Genomic DNA, 17,807 nt, shown 5'->3' on the forward strand with positions numbered 1-17,807 from the left:
ACGCGCGGCCGAAAGCCACCGACCACCACGAAAGCACCACCCACGGCGCCTCCCGCTCCGCGCCCGCCCCCGGCGGGTGCCCCCACCCCCCTCCCCCACACCGCCTAAGGTGCCCGGGTGGATCTGGATCTGGCGCAGGTGCGGGCGTTCGTGGTCGCCGCCGAGGAGTTGCACTTCGGGCGGGCGGCCGGGCGGTTGGGGATCAGTCAGCAGGGGCTGTCGAAGCGGGTGGCCCGGTTGGAGGCGGCGCTCGGGGTGCGGTTGTTGGAACGGGACGCCCGCGGGGTGGGGCTGACCGGGGCGGGGCGGCGGTTCCTGGAGCCGGCGCGGCGGGTGCTGGCGCAGGGGGAGCGGGCGGTGGCATCCGTGCAGGGGGCCGGGCGGCCGCTGCGGGTGGATGTGTGGGGGCACCTGTACGCGCCGATGCGGACGCTGGCGCGGGCGGTGGACGCGGCGCCGGGGCTGGAGGTGGAGCCGGTGCCGGGGCGGGATCTGCCGTCGGTGGCGGCGGCGTTGCTGCGCGGGGAGTCGGACGCCGGGTTCGGCCGGGTGCACGCCCTGCCGGACGGCGCCGACGCCGGGCTGACGCACCGGCTGGTCCGTCTGGAGCCGGTGGACGCCCTGCTGTCCGCCGACCATCCGCTGGCCGGCCGCGACACCCTGAGCCCGGCGGAGCTGCGCGGCAGTGTGCTGCGCTATCCGGCGGCGGTGGACCGGCTGGACTTCCTGACCCGCTTCGCCGCCCGTTTCGGCATCACCGACCGGGTCGGCTCGACCAATCTGGGTCTGGAGCACTTCGTCGACCAGGTCCGGGCCGATCCGACCTGTTTCTCGCTGGTCCCCGCCGACGGCCCGCTCCCCGACCGCCCGGGCGTCCGTACCGTCCCGCTGGCCGGTCCGACCCCGCTCTACGCCTGGTCGCTGCTCTGGCGGGCCGACGCGGGCACCGACCCGCACCCCCGGCTGGAGCAGCTGCTGGAGGCGTTCACGACGGAGGCCGCCCGCAGCCGGTGGCTGGAGTACGACCCGGCCCGGGACTGGCTCCCGGACGCCGACGAGGCCGCGCTCACCCCGCCAGGGCCTGGTACGCGAGCACCTCGAAGTCCCGTGCCACCGCCGGTGGGGCGGGGTTCTCGAACATCCGCTGGGTGAGCAGGACGCCGGTCAGCCGTTCGGCCGGGTCGTTGAACCACACCGTGCCGAGCCCGCCGTCCCAGCCGTAGCGGCCGGGGGCGGCGAGGCCGGTGCGACTGGTGGCGACGGAGACGCCGAAGCCCCAGCCGGTGAGCTCGTCGCGCCCCAACAGCGGTGCCGAGTCGGCGAGTTGGACTGCGCTGAGGTGGTTGGTGGTCATCAGCTCGACGGCCGGCCGGGAGAGGACCCGGACGCCTCCGGCCCCCTCGCCGCCGGCCAGCAGCATCCGGGCGAAGGCGAGGTAGTCGTCGAGTGTCGAGACCAGGTCGCCGCCGCCGTCGTCGAGGCGCGCCGGCCGGGCCCAGGCGCTGTCGGCCGGGTCGTCGTACGGGACGAGCCGGCCGCTCGCCCGGTCGCGCACGTACTCGACCGGGAGCCGGTGCAGCTGGTCGGCGGGGACGGTGAAGTCGGTGTCCCGCATGCCGAGGGGGTCGAGGACGCGCTCGCGCAGCACCTCGCCGAGCGGCTTGCCGCAGGCGCGGGCGAGCAGGATGCCGAGGACGGTCGAGCCGGTGTGGTAGCGCCAGCCCGCCCCGGGCTGGTGCAGCAGCGGCAACTCACCGAGGCGGCGTAGGAATTCGTCAGGCTCGGGGTAGTCCGTCCGGGGCGGCCGGACGTCGACTCCGCGTTCGGCCGTCGCCCGGGCGATCGGCGCGGACGGCGGGAGCATCGCGAAGCCGTAGCCGAGCCCGAAGGTGAGCAGGTCGCGCAGGGTGATCGACCGCAGGGCGGGCTCGGTGTCGTCGAGCTCGCCGTCCGGCCGGCGCAGCACCCGGCGGTCGGCCAGCTCGGGCAGCAGGTCGTCGACCGGGTCGTCCAGTCGCAGCCGGCACTCCTCGACCAGGGTGAGGGCGGCCACCGCGGTGACCGGTTTGGTCATCGAGGCGATCCGGAAGAGGGTGTCCCGCCGCACCGGGGCGCTGCCGGCCGTGTCCAGGCTGCCGAGCACCTCGACGTGGAGGTCGGCGTCGCGGGCCACGGCGGCCACCAGGCCGGGCACCTGGCCCTGTTCGACGTGCCGGGACAGGACGTCGCGCATCCGCCCCAGCCGGTCCTTCGACAGGCCCGTCGCGCCGCTCATCGGCCACCGCCTTCCCGATCGTCGACGCTTCGTCACGCCACCGGTCCACTGTGGCGCACGACACTGACAATCGGGTGCGGCGGCGGCTCGACCCGTGACCCCGGCGCCGGATCACCACCAGGTGCTCTGGGTCCGCAGCACCGACCCGTCCGCGGCGTAGGAGGTGGCGGTGTTGTCGGTGGAACCCGGTCTGCGGACGACGGCGTACCAGTGGACCGGGGAGTCCCCGACCGCGACCGGCACCGCCTCGACGGAGCCGCCGGTCTTCCAGGTGACCACGACCTTCGCGACCTCGGGTCCGACCGGGACGACCACCATGTCCGGGCGGCCCGCCGCCCCGACCACGCGGTTGAGCACCACGCCCTTGATGATGCCCTCCGAATCGCCCTTTGCCGTCCCGCCCGGGGCGGTGGTCGCTTCCACGAAGTCTCCGGGCTGCCGCGTGCCGTCCGCGGTCAGATAGACGTCGACCCGGTCCGTGTGCGGTTCCCAGGCCGGGTTGCCGCTCTGCTCGGGGTCCGACAACAGGTTCGGGTCGGCGGCGCGCCGCTCCTCCCCGATCAGCCGGCCCTGCTTGAGGCCGTCCTCCGCGGTGGGGGCCGCCGGCCACAGGGCGACCCAGGCCTCCAGGGCGTGGCCGTTGACGGTGCCCTCCCGGACCTTGACCCGGATCGGTGTGAACGGGTCCCGCGCGGTCCCGGACGGAGCGGCCGAAGGCGTCGGGGTGGGGGTGGCCGTCGGGGTGGGGACGGCCGACGGGGTAGGGGAGGCCGACGGCGTGCCCGAAGCGGTCGCAGCCGCGGAGGAAACGGCGGCCACCGAGGCGCCGCCGGCTCCCCGCCCGTACCCGCCGAACGCCGCGCCCGCCCCGGCCACCGCGACGACCACCGCCGCTGCGGCCGCCCCGGTCAGCAGCCGCCGGCGCCGCAGCCGGCGACGCCCGCCGGCGACCAGCCGGTCGTACGGGACGGCCCCGATCTCGACGCTCCCGGCCAGGTCGCCCAGCTCGTACGACGCCGCGGCCTCGGCCCCGGCCATGTCCTCGTTGCTCATCTTCCGCCTCCGATGGTCGTCAGCCCGTTGAGTGAGGAAGCCTCCCGGAGCTTGGCCAGCCCCCTGGCCGCCTGGCTCTTCACCGTCCCGACCGAGCAGCCCATCGCCGCCGCGGTCTGGGACTCGCTGAGGTCCTCCCAGTACCGCAGCACCACGGCCTCGCGCTGGCGCGGCGGCAGGGCGGCGAGCGCGGCGAGCAGCACGGCCCGGTCGTCCGGGTCGGGCCCGCTCGGCGCGGGCCGTTCGGGGAGGGCGTCGACCAGGTGCTCCGCCGGTCTGCGCCGGAACCGCCGGGCGTGCTCGTTGATCAGGATCCGGCGCACGTAGGCGTTCGGGTCGTCGGCCGCCCGGACCCTGCCCCAGGCGACGTAGGCCCGCTCCAGCGCCTGCTGGACCAGGTCCTCGGCGCCGTGCCGGTCCCCCGCGAGCAGATACGCCGTCCGCAGCAACCGTGACCACGCACCGCCGGCGAACGCCCGGAACTCCTCGTCCCGTGCGGTCTTCTGGGCTCCCATGAGCACCTCCTCAACCCCCCAGAGCCCGGAACCCCCGCCGACCGTTGCCCGCCGTTCGCGATTCCGCGCCGGCGGCTGTGACACTGGAGGAGCTCGAAAACCGAGGTGCGCTCCGCCGTACCTCCTTGCGAACCTAGAGGGATGCCCGCAGTGAGTTCTCCCGCAGTCCAGTCCGCCCCCGCACCCGCCGAGGGTCCCGGAATCGGTGAGCTGGCCGCCCGCCTGCCCGAGCTGACCCTGCGCGACGAGGTGCGGCTCGGGCGTCGGCTGGAGGGGGCCCGCCGGGTCCGGAAGCCCGAGGCCCGACAGAAGATCGCCGCCGAGATCGCCGCCGACATCGACCGTGCCGAGCTGCTGGTCGAGCAGCGCCGGAACGCCGTCCCGGAGATCGGCTATCCCGCCGAGCTGCCGGTCAGCCAGAAGAAGGACGACATCCTGGAGGCGATCCGGGACCACCAGGTGGTGATCGTCGCGGGTGAGACCGGTTCCGGCAAGACCACCCAGATCCCGAAGATCTGCCTGGAGCTGGGCCGCGGCGTGCGCGGCCTGGTCGGCCACACCCAGCCGCGCCGGATCGCCGCCCGTACGGTGGCCGAGCGCGTCGCGGAGGAGCTGAACAGCCCGCTCGGCGAGGCGGTCGGCTGGAAGGTCCGGTTCACCGACCAGGTCGGCCAGGACACCCTGGTCAAGCTGATGACGGACGGCATCCTGCTGGCGGAGATCCAGACCGACCGCGATCTGCGCCAGTACGACACCCTGATCATCGACGAGGCCCACGAGCGCAGCCTCAACATCGACTTCCTGCTCGGCTACCTCAAGCAGCTGCTCCCGCGCCGCCCTGACCTCAAGGTCGTGATCACCTCCGCGACCATCGACCCGGAGCGCTTCGCCCGGCACTTCGGCGACGCTCCGATCGTCGAGGTCTCCGGCCGTACGTACCCCGTCGAGGTCCGGTACCGGCCCGTCCTGGAGGAGGACGAGGACGGCGACGAGGCCGACCGCGACCGGGACCAGGTCCAGGCGATCTGCGACGCCGCCCAGGAACTGCAGGACGAGGGCCCGGGCGACATCCTGGTCTTCCTCTCCGGCGAGCGCGAGATCCGCGACACCGCCGACGCCCTCACCAAGCTGAAGCTGAAGAACACCGAGATCCTGCCGCTGTACGCCCGGCTCAGCTCGGCCGAGCAGCACAAGGTCTTCCAGCGCTCGCGCAGCCGCCGGATCGTGCTGGCCACCAACGTGGCCGAGACCTCGCTGACCGTCCCCGGCATCAAGTACGTGATCGACCCGGGCACCGCCCGGATCTCCCGCTACAGCCACCGCACCAAGGTGCAGCGGCTGCCGATCGAGGCGATCAGCCAGGCCAGCGCCAACCAGCGCAAGGGCCGCTGCGGCCGCACCTCGGACGGCATCTGCATCCGGCTGTACTCGGAGGAGGACTTCCTCTCCCGCCCCGAGTTCACCGACGCCGAGATCCTGCGCACCAACCTGGCCTCGGTGATCCTGCAGATGACGGCGGCGGGTCTCGGCGACATCGCCGCCTTCCCCTTCCTGGACCCGCCGGACTCCCGCAACATCAAGGACGGCGTACACCTGCTGCACGAGCTGGGCGCGCTGGACCCGGAGGAGAAGGACCCGCGCAAGCGCCTGACCCAGCTCGGCCGCAAGCTCGCCCAGCTGCCGGTGGACCCGCGGATGGCCCGCATGGTGCTGGAGGCGGACCGCAACGGCTGCGTGCGCGACGTCATGGTGATCGCCGCCGCGCTCTCCATCCAGGACCCGCGCGAGCGCCCCGCCGAGAAGCGCCAGGCCGCCGACGACCGGCACCGCCGGTTCAACTCGGAGACCTCGGACTTCCTCTCCTACCTGGCGATGTGGCGCTACGTCCGGGAGCAGCAGAAGGAACTCTCCTCCTCGGCCTTCCGCCGGATGTGCAAGGCCGAGTTCCTGAACTACCTGCGGATACGGGAGTGGCAGGACGTCTACACCCAACTGCGCACCGTCGCGAAGCAGTTGGGTGTCACGATCGAGGAAGATCCCACCCGGGCCGGCGGTCACGAGGGAGAGCCGGACGCGGACCGGATCCACCAGTCGCTGCTGGCCGGCCTGCTCTCCCACATCGGCCTGTTCGACGTGGAGAAGCGCGAGTACGGCGGTGCGCGCGGCGCCCGCTTCGCGGTCTTCCCGGGCTCCGGCCTGTTCAAGAAGCCGCCGCGCTGGGTGATGTCGGCCGAGCTGGTGGAGACCTCCCGGCTGTGGGCGCGGATCAACGCCAAGATCGAGCCGGAGTGGGTCGAGCCACTGGCCGGCCACCTGATCAAGCGCAGCTACAGCGAGCCGCACTGGGAGAAGAAGGCCGGCGCCGTCCTGGCGTACGAGAAGGTCACCCTCTACGGGATGCCGGTCGTCGCCCAGCGCAAGGTCAACTACGGGCGGATCGACCCGGAGCTCTGCCGGGAGCTGTTCATCCGCAACGCCCTGGTCGAGGGCGACTGGGAGACCCACCACAAGTTCTTCGCCGAGAACCGCAAGCTGCTCGGCGAGGTCGAGGAGCTGGAGAACCGGGCCCGCCGCCGGGACATCCTGGTGGACGACCAGACCCTGTTCGACTTCTACGACGCCCGGCTGCCCGACGACGTCGTCTCCACCCGGCACTTCGACTCCTGGTGGAAGAAGGCCCGGCACGAGCAGCCGGACCTGCTGAACTTCGAGAAGTCGATGCTGATCAACGACGCCGCGGACGGCGTCACCGAGGCCGACTACCCGGACTACTGGCAGCAGGGCAAGCTGCGCTTCAAGCTGACCTACCAGTTCGAGCCGGGCAGCGACGCGGACGGCGTGACCGTCCACATCCCGCTGCCGGTGCTCAACCAGGTCACCGCGGAGGGCTTCGACTGGCAGATCCCCGGTCTGCGGGAGGAGCTGGTCACCGCGTACATCAAGTCGCTGCCGAAGGCGATCCGGCGCAACTTCGTCCCGGCACCGGACTTCGCCAAGGCGGCACTGCGCCAGGTGAAGGACCGCCAGGAGCCCTTGCTGCCGTCCCTGGAGCACGTCCTGAAGCGGCTGACGGCGGTCACCGTGCCGCCGAAGGCCTGGGACGACGAGCGGGTGCCGGAGCACCTCAAGGTGACCTTCCGGGTGGTGGACGGCCGCCGCAAGCTCGCCGAGTCCAAGGACCTGGAGGAGCTGCGGCTGAAGCTCAAGCCGAAGCTCAAGGAGACGCTCTCCTCGGCGGCCTCCGGCCAGGGCATCGAGCAGGGCGGGCTGACCGCCTGGCCGGCCGGGCTGCCGGTGCTCCAGCGCACCTTCGAGCAGCGCTCCCGCGGCCACTCGCTGCGCGCCTACCCGGCACTGGTGGACGAGGGCGCGTCGGTGGGCGTCAAGCTGTTCGACACCCCGCAGGCGCAGGCGCAGGCCATGTGGGAGGGCACCCGCCGGCTGCTGATGCTGACCGTCAACTCCCCGGCCAAGTCGATCCAGGGGCGGCTGGGCAACCAGGCGAAGCTGGCGCTCTCGCACAGCCCGCACGGGTCGATCACCGCGCTGTTCGAGGACGTGGTGTCGGCCGCGACCGACCGGCTGATGACCCTGGCCGGCGGCCCGGCCTGGGACGAGGCGGCCTTCGGCAAGCTGCACGACAAGGTGCGCGCGGACCTGTACGACCTGTCCGCGGACACCACGTTGAAGACGGCCACCGCGCTGATCGCCTTCCACAAGGCCTCGACCCGGCTGAAGTCGGTGAGCAGCCCGGTGCTGCTGAACGCGGTGAACGACATCCGGCTGCACCTGGCCTCGCTGGTGCACCCGGGCTTCGTGACGGCCACCGGCTGGCAGCGGCTGCCCGACCTCAAGCGCTACCTGCTGGCGGTGGACCGCCGGCTGGAGGCGCTGCCCAACCACCCCCAGCGGGACGCCCAGCAGCTGCTGAAGGTCCAGCAGGTGCAGCAGGCGTACGGGGAGCTGCTGGCGGCGGTACCGGCCGGGCGGCAGCCGTCCGAGGAGGTGCGGGCGATCCGCTGGATGATCGAGGAGTTGCGGGTCAGCTTCTTCGCCCAGTCGTTGGGCACGCCGAGCCCGGTCTCGGAGAAGCGGATCATGAAGGCGATGGACGCCGCACGGGCCGTGCTCTGAGCTGCGGGTGGGCCTTCAGGAGCCAGTTCGACCTGGGGGCCCACCATGGGCTACAGTCTGTCTTGTTCGCAGCGCGGCAAGCGAGTGAACGAGATCAGAAAACTCTGGTCCCGTGGAGCAGTTGGTTAGCTCGCCACCCTGTCAAGGTGGAGGTCGCGGGTTCAAGTCCCGTCGGGATCGCCGCAGTGCGAGAGGCCCGGAACCGTCAGGTTCCGGGCCTCTCGCTTTTTGTCGTCCCGCTCGTACCCCGGACCGGACCCAGACCACAAGTGACGGACCGCGTGACTGTCGTCACCCACCCCCCTCCGGAGATCGGCCCTGGAACGACCTCCCGGAGACCCCACTAATTTAATATGTAAAATTGCACTGTTATTCACTGTGAATCCCCCCCGTCCCGTGCGCATCAAATCGTTATATGGAGTTCAACATTCCGACAGGCCGGAAGGGGGCCCGGAAGGGATCCGGAAGGCGCCCGGACGCCGACCCCCGGGCATGGCAAAGGGGCCGCTAACCGGACCCGGCGGAGTCCGGTTAGCGGCCCCTTTAAAGAGCCTTTGGCCTATCAGGCCTCAGTGCGCTGAGCGGGAATCCCGGCCAGCAGAGCGCGCACCTCCGCCTCACGGTAACGGCGGTGACCACCGAGCGTGCGAATCGACGTCAGCTTGCCGGCCTTGGCCCAGCGGGTGACCGTCTTCGGGTCCACGCGGAACATGGTGGCAACCTCTGCCGGCGTCAGCAGCGGCTCAGCATCAGGGGTACGAGCGGTCATGAGCGGCCTCCTCGGGAGAACCGAACCAGGGCGGTTCTATCCTTCAAATTCTGCACCTTGGCCCGCGATGCCCGAAATGGCATAGACGGGCCGAGTCGGTTATAGGACGAACGGCTTGTCCTGGTGTCTACAACTACACCATCCGTCCAGCCCTATCGACCAAACCGCCAAAATTGACCCCTCACGGGTTCAAGGCCGACGGATGGCGATGGACCACCCCATAGCGGACAGTCACACGGCAGTGACGTCCGGTTACGAGGGGACCAGACCCTTCGTTTCCCCGCAAAGCACGCATCGACTCCAGAACCACCCAAAAGTGGGCACGCTTACGTGAAGTTGGGCTGGTTGTCCCATTTTTGCACATAGGGGTAAGTTCGCGTCAACGGTGAGTAGTGTCACGTTCGACAGCTATTGACCCGAACCAGGACCTTGGTCATCGGCATCGCGGACCAAAGACCCCACACAGTCATACACGGGCGGTCGGACGTCAGTTCGCGTACCGAAGCGCCTGCACCCGGCGCCACCGCACCGTCAGCTCCCCGTACACGCGCAAGGCCTCCGCGGTCTCCCCCGCCCGCAGCGCGCGCAGCCCCTCCTCCAGCTCCCCCGCCGAGCGGTCCGCCAACAGCCGCTCCGGCCCCAGCAGATGCACCAGCCCCCCGTAGTCCAACTCCACCAGCGAGCGCGGGTGGAACTCCTCCAGCCACCGCCCGACCTGCTCCGCCCCCCGCACCAGCTCCCCGTCCGGCACCCCCTCGCGCAGCGCCCGGAAGGCCCTCGCCACCCGCCGCCGCGCCTGGGCCATCGGCACCAGGTAGAACAGCGCCGCCGGCCGCCCCCGCTCCCCCTCCACCCCTTCCACGCCCACGCCGCCCGGCACGAAGCACCGGTCCTCGTCCCCGAACGGCAGGAACCAGCGCACCGGCACCTCCCACCGGCTGGTCAGGATCCACGGCCGGGCGTCCGGGTGCTCGGCCCGCCAGCGCTCCCGGTCCGCCTCGGCGGCCGCCCGGGCCACCGGCGGCACCGCGGTGTCCAGCAGGGCCACCGGAGCCCCCGCCAGCAGCTCCTCCAGGGCCTGCCAGCTGCGCAGCCTGGTCGCCCACGGGCAGACGTACAGTACGCCCTCCACCACCCGCAGGTACGCCCGCCCGCTCTCCCGCTCCGGCAGCGCCCGGGGCGTCCGGGCGGCCAGCTCCGCGAGCGCCGCCCGCTGCTCCTCCAGCACCGCCCCGGCCACCGGCTGCGCCGCCGCCACGGCGTCCGGTCCGTGCTCCGCCGCGTACGCCTGCCAATGCGCCCGCTCGGGCTCCGGGTACGCGGCCAGCGGCTCGTAGACCCGCAGGTGGGCGGCGTAGGGCGGCTGTACGGAAGTGCGTACGACGGTCACGTCCTGCATGGTCGCACGCGCCGCCCGGACCCGGGAGGGCGCGCCCCGGAACCGTTCGCGCCCGCACCGTGCACCCCCTCTCGTCTCACCCCTCGGACAACCGGCACAAGCTCGGACAAGAGGGCCGATCCAAGGCCCGCGCGCGGCTACTCTTCGCCCTAGGCGCCCGCACCACCGCAGCGGGCCTTCGATACTGGAGTCACCACAGTGACCGACGTACAGACCCCCGCCACGCACTCCGCACCCGGCGTGCTCAGCAGGATCTTCCGTACCGAGCAGGACGGCGCCCCCGGCGACGGCCACGAGCAGGTCGTCCTCTGCCACGACCGCAGCTCCGGACTCAAGGCGATCATCGCCATCCACTCCACCGCGCTGGGCCCGGCCCTCGGCGGCACCCGCTTCTTCCCGTACGCCTCCGAGGAGGCGGCCCTGGAGGACGCGCTGAACCTGTCCCGCGGGATGTCCTACAAGAACGCGCTCGCCGGGCTGGACCTCGGCGGCGGCAAGGCCGTCATCATCGGCGACCCGAACAAGGACAAGAACGAGGCGATGCTCCGGGCCTACGGCCGCTTCGTGGAGTCCCTGCGCGGCCGTTACATCACCGCCTGCGACGTGGGCACCTACGTGCAGGACATGGACGTCATCGCGCGCGAGACCGAGTTCGTGACCGGCCGCTCGCCCGAGCACGGCGGCGCCGGCGACTCGTCCATCCTGACCGCCTTCGGCGTCTTCCAGGGCATGCGGGCCTCCGCCCAGGCCCGCTGGGGCCAGCCGACCCTGCGCGGCAAGCGGGTCGGCGTCGCGGGCGTCGGCAAGGTCGGCCACTACCTGGTCGGCCACCTGGTCGCGGACGGCGCCACCGTCGTCGTCACCGACCCCTTCGAGGCCGCCGTCAACCGCGTGCGCGCCGCCCACCCGGAGGTGGAGGTGGTCGCCGACACCACCGCCCTGCTCCAGGCCAAGCTGGACGTCTACGCCCCCTGCGCCCTCGGCGGTGCGCTGACCGACGCCACGGTCGCCGCGCTCGGCGAGTTCGGCACCTCCGTCGTCTGCGGCGCGGCCAACAACCAGCTGGCCCACCCGGGGGTCGAGAAGGACCTGGCCGACCGCGGCATCCTGTACGCCCCCGACTACCTGGTGAACTCCGGCGGCGTGATCCAGGTCGCCGACGAGATCGACGGCTTCAACTTCGAGCGGGCCAAGAACAAGGCCACCAAGATCTTCGACACCACCCTGGAGATCTTCACCCGGGCCGCCTCCGACGGCATCCCGCCGGCGGTCGCCGCCGACCGCCTGGCCGAGAAGCGGATGCGCGAGATCAGCGCGCTGCGCACGGTCCTGCTGCCGCACGCCCGCCGCGCCTGATCGGACCCGGTGCGTTGATCGGATGCGCGGGGGGTTCCACCCGGTGGCCCCCCGCGCATCACGATGTGGAACCGGATTCTCACTTCTCCGCCCGAACGGGTGATCCGGGGTCCCCCTAGGGGGGATAATCATTCTTGGAACGACGGACCTCAGACACCTCCGGACGGCGCGCAAATCGCCGCAAAACCTCCCCTGACCAGGGAAGACCTGGTCTCGGGTGCAGTCGGTGCGCGCCACGTCACACCGACGACGTACCGTCCAGCGGCGGAAACAGGTACCGTTAATGCTCCAAGGGACGGTCCTCCCATTCGGGCAGGCCGGTCCTGATCATGAACACGTGTCAGACTCGGGGCCGTGAGCCCCATCGTTGAGGGGGTCGACCCATGGGGCGCGGCCGGGCCAAGGCCAAGCAGACGAAGGTCGCCCGCGAGCTGAAGTACAACAGCGGCGGGTTCGACGCTAACCGTCTGTCCAACGAGCTGGGCGTATCGCCGTCCACGCCTTCGATCGAGCCGGAGCCGATCGAGGAAGAGGAGGACGACGACCCGTACGCGGAGTACGCCGCCCGCTACGCCGTCGACGACGAGGACGACAACGAGCCGGGCACCGGGCCGTCGCAGGCCTCCCGCCGCTCGTAATCCACAGCTTCACCGGACCGGTCCGGGCGCCCTGGGCGCCGGGCCGGTCTTCGGCGTTCCCGAACACCGTCCGTACCGTCCCCCGTCCGGGGGCGCAAGAGGGCCCCTCCGGCGCACCGGAGGGGCCCTCCCACGGGTCGGGGGCGGATCAGCCCGCTCAGCCCGCCGTGAAGCCCTCGTAGGCGTTGTAGAGGGCCGCGCCGCCCTCGTGCTCGTCGGTGCGCTCGACGATGTCACCGAGCAGCCAGGCCTCGACGCCGCGGTCCTCCAGCAGCGACAGCACCACGTCCACCGAGTGCGGCGGGACGACGGCGACCATGCCGACGCCCATGTTGAGCGTCTTCTCGATCTCCAGGGTGGCCACCTTGCCGACCTCGGCGACGGTCCGGAAGACCGGCAGCGGGGTCCAGGTGCCGCGGTCCAGGCGGGCGTGCAGCCCGTCCGGGATGACCCGGGCCAGGTTGGCCGCCAGGCCGCCGCCGGTGACGTGCGAGAAGGCGTGCACCTCGGTGGCGCGGATCAGCGCCAGGCAGTCCAGCGAGTAGATCCGGGTCGGCTCCAGCAGCTCCTCGCCGAGGGTGCGGCCGAACTCCTCGACCTTGCGGTCCAGCTTCCAGCCGGCCTCGTTCAGCAGCACGTGGCGGACCAGCGAGTAGCCGTTGGAGTGCAGGCCGGAGGCGGCCATCGCGATCACCACGTCGCCGGCCCGGACGCGCTCGGCGCCCAGCAGCGCGTCGGCCTCGACCACGCCGGTGCCGGCGCCCGCGACGTCGTACTCGTCCGGGCCGAGCAGGCCCGGGTGCTCGGCGGTCTCGCCACCCACCAGGGCGCAGCCGGCCAGCGCGCAGCCCTCTGCGATGCCCTTGACGATCGAGGCGACCCGCTCCGGGACGACCTTGCCGACGCAGATGTAGTCGGTCATGAACAGCGGCTCGGCGCCGCACACCACGATGTCGTCCACGACCATGCCGACCAGGTCGTGGCCGATGGTGTCGTGCTTGTCCATGGCGGCCGCGATGGCCACCTTGGTCCCCACGCCGTCGGTGGCCGAGGCCAGCAGCGGCCGCTCGTAGTTCTTGAAGGCGGAGACGTCGAAGAGGCCGGCGAAGCCGCCGAGACCGCCGACCACCTCGGGGCGGTTGGCCTTCTTCACCCACTGCTTCATGAGCTCGACGGCGCGGTCGCCCGCCTCGATGTCGACACCGGCGGCGGCGTAGGTGGCGCCGTTCTGGTTGGTGGTCACTGCGTGCGGCCCTCTCGGGTCTGGTGGGGGTGGTTCGTTGCGGCGGAGGGGCGCGTCGTCCGCGGACGACGTCCCGACCGCGTCCCCGGGGCGGGAACAGCGGTGGGGCCCCGGTTCGCGGGACCCCACCGTGGGTTCGTTACGGGCGGCGCAGCGCGTCGGCCGCGCCCGCCCCGCCGAGCAGCGACTGGACGCCGTCCAGGTCGCTGCCGCTGGTCGGCTTGCCGCGGACGGCGGGCGGCTGCTGGCCGCCCTTGATCTCGGCCTCCAGCAGGAGCTTGCCGAGCAGCGCCGGGTCCGGCAGCTCCATCGGGTACTCGCCGTCGAAGCAGGCCCGGCAGAGCTTGTCCTTGGGCTGCTTGGTGGCCTCGATCATGCCGTCGATCGAGATGTAGGCGAGCGAGTCGGCACCGAGCGTGCGGCCGATCTCCTCCACCGTCATCCCGTTGGCGATCAGCTCCGCGCGGGTGGCGAAGTCGATGCCGAAGAAGCAGGGCCACTTCACCGGCGGCGAGGAGATCCGGATGTGCACCTCGGCGGCGCCCGCCTCGCGCAGCATCCGCACCAGCGCGCGCTGGGTGTTGCCGCGCACGATCGAGTCGTCCACGACCACCAGGCGCTTGCCGGCGATGACCTCGCGCAGCGGGTTCAGCTTGAGCCGGATGCCGAGCTGACGGATGGTCTGGCTGGGCTGGATGAAGGTGCGGCCCACGTAGGCGTTCTTCACCAGGCCGGAGCCGTACGGGATGCCGCTGGCCTCGGCGTAGCCGATCGCGGCGGGGGTGCCGGACTCGGGGGTCGCTATCACCAGGTCGGCCTCGACGGGGGCCTCCTTCGCCAGGCGGCGGCCCATCTCCACGCGGGAGAGGTGCACGTTGCGGCCGGCGATGGAGGTGTCGGGGCGGGCCAGGTAGACGTACTCGAACACGCAGCCCTTGGGCTTCGCCTCGGCGAAGCGGGAGCTGCGCATGCCGTTCTCGTCGATGGCGATGAGCTCGCCGGGCTCGACCTCGCGGATGAAGGAGGCACCGCAGATGTCCAGCGCCGCCGTCTCGGAGGCGACCACCCAGCCGCGCTCCAGCCGGCCGAGCACCAGCGGGCGGATGCCCTGCGGGTCACGGGCGGCGTAGAGGGTGTGCTCGTCCATGAAGACGAGCGAGAAGGCGCCCTTGACCTCGGGCAGCACGACCTTGGCCGTCTCCTCGATGGAGAGGTCCGGGTGGCCGGCCAGCAGGGCGGTCACCAGGTCGGTGTCGTTGGTCGCGGCGGTCCGGCCGGAGCGGGAGACGTGCTCCTCGCCGGGCAGTTCGGCGACCATGGCCGCCAGTTCGGCGGTGTTCACCAGGTTTCCGTTGTGCCCGAGGGCCAGCGAACCGTGCACGGTCGCCCGGAAGGTCGGCTGGGCGTTCTCCCAGACCGAGGAACCGGTGGTCGAGTAGCGGGCGTGTCCGACGGCGATATGCCCGTGCAACGACCCCAGCGAGGCCTCGTCGAAGACCTGGGAGACGAGTCCCATGTCCTTGAAGACGAGAATCTGGGAGCCGTTGCTCACTGCGATGCCCGCGGATTCCTGACCGCGGTGCTGCAGGGCGTAAAGGCCGAAGAACGTGAGCTTGGCGACCTCCTCGCCGGGAGCCCAGACACCGAAGACGCCGCAAGCGTCCTGGGGGCCTTTCTCGCCGGGAAGAAGATCGTGGTTGAGTCTTCCGTCACCACGTGGCACGTCTTCGAGTCTAGGGCAGTTGGCACAGGCCTCCGGAACCCGGGACTGGGGGTTTGTCCGGCGGTCTCGAAGTAACGCGCGTAGACAAAACCCCTTACGGGCTGGGGATTTCGGGTGGGGGGAATTCCGGCGGGTGGCGGTTGGCCTTGCGGTTCGCGCCTGTTGGGGAGTTCGGTGCGCAGTTCCGTGCACGGAGCGGTGGTTGTCGGGGTGGGAGCGAACGTGAGCCTGCTCACCCGGGGTTCAGCCGGGGTTCACGCGGGGGCTCCCTCGGTGGAAGCCATCGTGCGAGCCCGTGCGCGAGCCGTCACGCGCGCCGTCACGCGAGCTCTTACGCGGCCGGCAGCAGCAGTCCCCAGGAACCCGGGTGCACCGTCCAGGTCCGGGCGCGGACCGGCCCGACCGGGTGGCCGTCCGCCTCGTAGCCGAAGCCGCGCCCGACCACCGAGACGCTCGCCGCCCGGACGCGCACGAGGGCGCCGGACGCGCGGACCACCACCTCCAGCACACCCGTGCCGCCCGCCGTGCCGCCCGCCGTGCCGTCTGCCGGGCCGCCCGTCGCGCTGCCCGCCGCGTTGCCCGCCGCGCCGTCCCCGCCGCCCGGCAGGGACAGCTCGACCAGCCGGACCGGCCGGTGCACGTCCGCGAGCAGCCGGCCGTCCGCCTCGACCCGGACCCGGGGGCTGTGGTCGGCGGCCTCCGGGGCGAGTGCGTTCGCCTGCTCGGCCGCAGCCAATTTCGCCCATAGCGAACGCCAGCCACCCGCGCGGCCCACCAGGCGGCGGGTGGCACCGCCCGTGATCCGCACCCCGCCGAGCGCCACCCCGCCGCCGTCGTCCACCAGCAGGTCGAAGGTGCGCGGCGCGCCCGAGAGCACCGCCCGCGCGGCCCGCACCGGCTCCCCCGGAACCCCGAGCGCACGGGCCGTCGCGAGCTCCTCCGCACGCCCAACCGGAACCATGCCCACCGGATCGGCGCCCAGCTCACGGTGGCGATGCAGGGCCTGCAGCACCCTCTGCAGGGCGAGATCGGAACCGATCACCACCGGTCGCCGCCGACCCCGGTGCGAAAGCACCCGGTCGAGTTCGGACGGGCTCTCCGGATAGACCACCTTGACGTCCGTACCCCCGCAGAGCACGTCCTTCGCGATCCGCACCGACTCGCCGTCGGTCCGCCGGGCCACCGGGTCGAGGAGCAGCAGAATCGGCTCGGGGCCGCTGGTTGCAGGCGTGGACAGGGACGACACGACCGGTCCTTCCTCAGGTAATCTCTCGGTGCAAGAGCCCCTTGCGCCATTGCGCCAGGGGCTTCGTCTATCTCGGGGCAGACAGCGGCCTACGCAGGATGCCCCAACCGGAAGGGGTGTACGCCTGTGCCGGCACTCGTGCTCGTTGGCGCTCAGTGGGGAGACGAGGGCAAGGGGAAGGCCACCGACCTCCTCGGCGGCTCCGTCGACTACGTCGTCCGCTACCAGGGCGGCAACAACGCCGGTCACACGGTGGTCATCGGTGACCAGAAGTACGCCCTGCACCTGCTCCCCTCCGGCATCCTCAGCCCGAACGTCACCCCGGTGATCGGCAACGGCGTCGTGATCGACCCGGCCGTGCTGCTCTCCGAGCTGGCCGGCCTGAACGAGCGCGGCATCGACACCTCCAAGCTGCTGGTCTCGGGCAACGCCCACCTGATCACGCCGTACCACCGGACCCTGGACAAGGTCACCGAGCGCTTCCTCGGCAAGCGCCGGATCGGCACCACCGGCCGCGGCATCGGCCCGACCTACGCGGACAAGATCAACCGCGTCGGCATCCGGGTCCAGGACCTGTTCGACGAGTCGATCCTGCGCCAGAAGATCGAGGCGGCGCTGCACGACAAGAACCAGATCCTGGTCAAGCTGTACAACCGCCGCACCATCCCGGCCGACCTGGTGGTCGAGGAGTACCTGGGCTACGCGGAGAAGATCAAGCCCTTCCTCGCCGACACCACCCTCGTCCTGGACGAGGCGCTCAAGGCGAACAAGGTCGTCCTGCTGGAGGGCGGCCAGGGCACCCTGCTCGACGTCGACCACGGCACGTACCCCTTCGTGACCTCGTCGAACCCGACCGCGGGCGGCGCCTGCACCGGCGCCGGCATCGGCCCCACCAAGATCGACCGAGTCATCGGCATCCTCAAGGCCTACACCACCCGCGTCGGCTCCGGTCCGTTCCCGACCGAGCTGTTCGACCAGGACGGCGAGGCGCTGCGCCGCATCGGCGGCGAGCGCGGTGTCACCACCGGCCGTGACCGCCGCTGCGGCTGGTTCGACGCCGTCATCGCGCGCTACGCGACCCGGGTCAACGGCCTCACCGACTTCTTCCTCACCAAGCTCGACGTGCTGACCGGCTGGGAGCAGATCCCGGTCTGCGTCGCGTACGAGATCGACGGCCGGCGGGTCGAGGAACTCCCCTACAACCAGTCGGACTTCCACCACGCCAAGCCGATCTACGAGACGCTGCCGGGCTGGAACGAGGACATCAGCAAGGCGAAGACCTTCGCCGAGCTGCCGAAGAACGCCCAGGCGTACGTGAAGGCGCTGGAGGAGATGTCCGGCGCGCCGATCTCCGCCATCGGCGTCGGCCCGGGCCGGGACGAGACGATCCAGATCAACTCGTTCATCTGAGCCTGAGCGCTTCGAGGGCCCCACGGGACGCACCGTCCCGCGGGGC

Annotated in this window: 13 protein-coding genes and 1 tRNA gene; 6 read left to right on the plus strand and 8 right to left on the minus strand. The window is 71.6% G+C overall.

What is annotated here, in order from left to right:
- Positions 1-117 precede the first annotated feature (117 nt).
- Positions 118-1,152: a LysR family transcriptional regulator gene (locus ACGF12_RS26585; RefSeq protein WP_393034932.1), complete on the plus strand. Its 1,035-nt coding sequence runs from the start codon at positions 118-120 to the stop codon at positions 1,150-1,152.
- On the opposite strand, the gene ACGF12_RS26590 is transcribed toward ACGF12_RS26585, so the two are convergent.
- From ACGF12_RS26590 to ACGF12_RS26600, 3 genes are all read right to left on the minus strand, one after another.
- The gene (locus ACGF12_RS26590; protein WP_393034934.1) at positions 1,067-2,275 is read right to left on the minus strand and encodes a serine hydrolase domain-containing protein; all 1,209 of its coding nucleotides are present in this window, start codon (positions 2,273-2,275) and stop codon (positions 1,067-1,069) included. The genes ACGF12_RS26585 and ACGF12_RS26590 overlap by 86 nt on opposite strands.
- A 111-nt stretch (positions 2,276-2,386) precedes the next feature.
- A complete protein-coding gene (locus ACGF12_RS26595) occupies positions 2,387-3,328 on the minus strand; it encodes a hypothetical protein (RefSeq protein ID WP_393034937.1) in 942 nt (313 codons plus the stop codon).
- Positions 3,325-3,843, minus strand: coding sequence for a SigE family RNA polymerase sigma factor (locus ACGF12_RS26600; RefSeq protein ID WP_393034940.1), 519 nt, complete (start codon positions 3,841-3,843; stop codon positions 3,325-3,327). Before ACGF12_RS26600 ends, ACGF12_RS26595 begins: the two co-directional genes overlap by 4 nt.
- A gap of 141 nt (positions 3,844-3,984) precedes the next feature.
- Here ACGF12_RS26600 and hrpA point away from each other — a divergent pair, with 141 nt between their 5' ends.
- Positions 3,985-7,977 (plus strand): ATP-dependent RNA helicase HrpA, encoded by a 3,993-nt coding sequence (gene hrpA, locus ACGF12_RS26605; RefSeq protein WP_393034942.1) that lies wholly within the window; start codon positions 3,985-3,987, stop codon positions 7,975-7,977.
- Positions 7,978-8,083: 106 nt separating this feature from the next.
- A tRNA-Asp gene (locus ACGF12_RS26610) sits at positions 8,084-8,157 on the plus strand.
- Between the two features lie 382 nt (positions 8,158-8,539).
- Here the strand turns inward: ACGF12_RS26610 and bldC are convergent.
- Together bldC and ACGF12_RS26620 are read right to left on the minus strand one after the other, a co-directional pair.
- On the minus strand, positions 8,540-8,746 hold the full coding sequence (gene bldC / locus ACGF12_RS26615; RefSeq protein WP_014137253.1) for a developmental transcriptional regulator BldC: 207 nt from the start codon (positions 8,744-8,746) through the stop codon (positions 8,540-8,542).
- 487 nt (positions 8,747-9,233) lie between these two features.
- Entirely contained in the window at positions 9,234-10,145 is a 912-nt protein-coding gene (locus ACGF12_RS26620; RefSeq protein WP_393034944.1) for a hypothetical protein, read from the minus strand.
- 198 nt (positions 10,146-10,343) lie between these two features.
- Between ACGF12_RS26620 and ACGF12_RS26625 the strand changes: the two genes are divergently transcribed.
- Positions 10,344-11,501, plus strand: coding sequence for a Glu/Leu/Phe/Val dehydrogenase dimerization domain-containing protein (locus ACGF12_RS26625; RefSeq protein WP_393034946.1), 1,158 nt, complete (start codon positions 10,344-10,346; stop codon positions 11,499-11,501).
- A 383-nt stretch (positions 11,502-11,884) separates the two neighbouring features.
- The gene (locus ACGF12_RS26630) at positions 11,885-12,139 is read left to right on the plus strand and encodes a DUF3073 domain-containing protein (RefSeq protein WP_393034949.1); all 255 of its coding nucleotides are present in this window, start codon (positions 11,885-11,887) and stop codon (positions 12,137-12,139) included.
- A 157-nt stretch (positions 12,140-12,296) separates the two neighbouring features.
- Here the strand turns inward: ACGF12_RS26630 and purM are convergent, their stop codons facing one another.
- The 3 genes from purM to ACGF12_RS26645 all read right to left on the minus strand — a co-directional run bounded on the left by purM (position 12,297) and on the right by ACGF12_RS26645 (position 16,351).
- Positions 12,297-13,382: a phosphoribosylformylglycinamidine cyclo-ligase gene (gene purM, locus ACGF12_RS26635; RefSeq protein ID WP_387618686.1), complete on the minus strand. Its 1,086-nt coding sequence runs from the start codon at positions 13,380-13,382 to the stop codon at positions 12,297-12,299.
- Positions 13,383-13,521: 139 nt separating this feature from the next.
- The gene (gene purF, locus ACGF12_RS26640) at positions 13,522-15,105 is read right to left on the minus strand and encodes an amidophosphoribosyltransferase (RefSeq protein WP_387618683.1); all 1,584 of its coding nucleotides are present in this window, start codon (positions 15,103-15,105) and stop codon (positions 13,522-13,524) included.
- 331 nt (positions 15,106-15,436) lie between these two features.
- Positions 15,437-16,351 carry a diacylglycerol kinase gene (locus ACGF12_RS26645; RefSeq protein ID WP_393034952.1) on the minus strand — a complete coding sequence of 305 codons (915 nt, stop codon included), beginning with the start codon at positions 16,349-16,351 and terminating at the stop codon, positions 15,437-15,439.
- A 126-nt stretch (positions 16,352-16,477) separates the two neighbouring features.
- On the opposite strand from ACGF12_RS26645, the gene ACGF12_RS26650 reads away from it, so the two are divergent.
- Positions 16,478-17,761, plus strand: a complete 1,284-nt coding sequence (locus ACGF12_RS26650; RefSeq protein WP_393034955.1) for an adenylosuccinate synthase — start codon at positions 16,478-16,480, stop codon at positions 17,759-17,761.
- The last annotated feature ends 46 nt before the right edge of the window (positions 17,762-17,807 follow it).

This window comes from Kitasatospora sp. NPDC048296, assembly GCF_043201815.1.
Lineage (GTDB): Bacteria > Actinomycetota > Actinomycetes > Streptomycetales > Streptomycetaceae > Kitasatospora.